Origin of the sequence: Vibrio sp. AND4 (genome assembly GCF_000171815.1) — a bacterium.
Classification (GTDB): domain Bacteria; phylum Pseudomonadota; class Gammaproteobacteria; order Enterobacterales; family Vibrionaceae; genus Vibrio.
On the sequence record NZ_ABGR01000080.1, the window covers coordinates 1 to 2854 of the forward strand.

Sequence of the window (2854 nt, forward strand, 5' to 3'; positions counted from 1 at the left end):
AGTGCTTTGATCTTTGAGTCGTTGACCATCGTCATTTGATTTGCCCTCAATTACTGATCGTAAACTTTGCTACACCACCCCTTAATACTAGAGTTTACCACATCCAATGGCATCGCCATCTATGGTTATTGCACTATTCGAGACATCTCCTGTGACCTGTATATATGGGGCAAGGTTTATCCTTTGGTGAACGACAAAGCGGCATAAGCCTGCCACAAGAACACTTTCCGGCACCTAATGTTGTGCCTGAACCATTTAGTAATGGTTTTAATAGTAAAAAGAAGACGAACGATCATAACGTTATCTCAGTGTCGGACTCAAGGAAACGAAGATGTTATCAAAATAAAGTTGCCGTATTGCCAAGTGATCAGATGGGTGAAGAGCGCCTGTATAGCGAACATTGAGGCGACATCCAGTTAAGATTGAAGTCTATTTGTGTATCTAATCCTTCAGTTTCCCTGCGTAATTGAGCATAAAACGCTGATCAAACACACTTTGTTTGTAATGCACTGGGTGACGGGAAACGCTTAAAGTGATATTTTGTAAATATTGGTCTGTATTTTGCTGACTACTCTTTCGTTCGTATTACTTTCTTTTCCGGAGAACCCCATGCTAGGTAAAGCTCTAAAGGTAACAGCCTTTGGTTTGTGCGCTTTTTTGCCGCTTTCTACATATGCTAACAACTTCAATTACAACATGATGGAATTCCGCATGGGTACCAACCCTGGTACTTTTGGTGGTGAGATCACATCCCAATTCACCGAAAACACGCACTTCGTTGGTCGTGCAGACAGTGAATTTAGCGGAGACTGGGACCTCGCTGGTGGTGTTGGCTTTAACGGCCCTGTCGGTCAATTTGCAGACATCTACGGCCAAATGTTAATTCACAACATTAAAAGAGAGAGCGGAGACGTTGTTGGTGACGAATGGAAAACTGAAGTCAATATCGGTACTCGTGTTTGGTTTATGCAAAATATTGAGTTGCATGGTCGTATTGGTCAGTTGATCGATAACGATGATACGACAACCATCTATAACCTTGGCGCCCGCTTCCACTCAACGCAACAGTTGTCGCTTGGTGCAGACTTAAAAGACAATGGCACTTATGGGGCGCAACTTGTATTGTCAGCGCGTTTTGCTTACTAATATCAATCACGTAAGTACTCAGAATTAGCGCAGGAAAAACGCTTGAGAAAGATTAAGTTTTAAACCAAGTATCGAGCATTATAACAAGCTGGAAACCGCCGTTATTACTACGATTTATATGTGTAAGTTACTGAATCAAAAAGCCTCTCTGTGAAGTCGAGAGGCTTTTTGTTATCTGCATGTCGCTTCGAGTATTGCACTACTTGACGCTTGGTTTGCTCTGAACGTATTTCTTTGAAACATCGACAACCGCAACATCACGGAAAAAGCTGCGACCCAACAAAATTGGGAACTTCATATGGCCGCGTTCTGTTAGGGTAAACTCGGTTTGTTCTTTCAGTCACCAACTTGAATATACGCAACCACAACCGGACGTTTATCGACATCTTCTGAGGAAGATTGACGACTTTTGCCAACGTTCTACCGGTAATTTAAACTCTTTGCTCGCCTTGCCGTTGATATCGATTTTGAATTGGACCCAGTCCTTTCCATCCCGCTCAAACGGCACAACATCAATTGCACTTACCGATGACGTCGTAGCACCAGTGTCTATACGGCTTTTTAATGTCTGCTTGATAGCAGGAATGTAGACCCATTCTTCCGCTCCCAGAATCAGCATGCCATCAGATGTTTTTGTTGCCTTCACTGGCTTTGCTGGTTTCGGGACCGGCTTTTTCTCTGGCTTTAGCTCTGGTTTTGGTTCCGGCTTCACCTCAGGTTTAGGCTCTAATTCAGGCTTTTTCTCAGCTTCTAATTCAGGCTTTACTTCAGGTTCTGATTCGGGCTTGACTACCGGTTTCTCCACAACTGACATTTCAGTGTCAACAGGCTCGGTAGTCGTCGGTGTCGACGTACAAGCAATAAGACCACCGCTCATCATTAGCGGCAGAATCAGTTTCCAGTTCTTCATTAACTCTCCCAATTAACGTTGAGATACTCTTTGGATAGCGTCAGCAACGAAAGGAATATGAGTTTCGGACAAACCAGCAATGTTGATACGACCATCACCGACACCATAAATACCATAATCCTCACGCAATTGTGCTATTTGCTTTTCACTAAATCCTAGCACAGTAAACATACCTTTGTGACCCTCAATGAAGTCAAATTGTTCGGTATTATGGTTGTTTCTCAATTCGTTACACAAAATTTGACGAAGATTCACCAAGCGTTGCTGCATTTCGTTCAATTCTTGTTTCCAGACTGAAGTAAGATAAGTGTCTTGTAGGATGGTTTTTACCAACGCTGCACCATGATCTGGCGGCATAGTGTATGTTGAACGCGCTAACGTCAAAAGCTTACCTTTTGCGTTCGCCACATCTTGCGTATTCTTACCAATCACAATAGCAGCACCAGTGCGTTCCCGGTACAGGCCAAAGTTCTTAGAACATGACGTTGTGATCAACATTTCTTCAACGTTGTCAGCCATAAAGCGGAGACCTTTTGCGTCTTCCTCTAGACCATCACCAAAACCTTGGTAAGCAATGTCCACAAATGGGGTAAAACCATTCTTTTGCGACATCTCTGTAATGACTTGCCAAGCAGAAAAATCAATATCTGCCCCTGTTGGGTTGTGGCAGCAACCATGCAGAAGGACAACGTCAGAAGGGCCTGCTTTAGATAGGTCTTCTAGCATTCTCTCCGTATCAACTTGTTTGGTTTCTGGAGAGAAGTAATGGTAGAACTTTACTTTCAGCCCAGCGGCTTC

At 43.4% G+C, this 2854-nt stretch carries 2 protein-coding genes and 1 pseudogene; 1 reads left to right on the forward strand and 2 read right to left on the reverse strand.

What is annotated here, in order from left to right:
• Nucleotides 1-609 precede the first annotated feature (609 nt).
• Nucleotides 610-1146, forward strand: coding sequence for a hypothetical protein (locus tag AND4_RS18620; protein WP_009844535.1), 537 nt, complete (start codon nucleotides 610-612; stop codon nucleotides 1144-1146).
• Between the two features lie 199 nt (nucleotides 1147-1345).
• Here the strand turns inward: AND4_RS18620 and AND4_RS20590 are convergent.
• Together AND4_RS20590 and AND4_RS18630 are read right to left on the reverse strand one after the other, a co-directional pair.
• A pseudogene (locus tag AND4_RS20590) lies at nucleotides 1346-2056 on the reverse strand (RimK/LysX family protein).
• A 12-nt stretch (nucleotides 2057-2068) separates the two neighbouring features.
• On the reverse strand, nucleotides 2069-2854 hold a 786-nt coding region (locus tag AND4_RS18630), incomplete at its 5' end, for an aminotransferase class I/II-fold pyridoxal phosphate-dependent enzyme (protein WP_009844537.1).

Excerpts from the sequence above, each read along its gene's own strand:
- AND4_RS18620 (WP_009844535.1), top strand. The coding sequence starts at position 610 with ATGCTAGGTAAAGCTCTAAAGGTAACAGCCTTTGGTTTGTGCGCTTTT.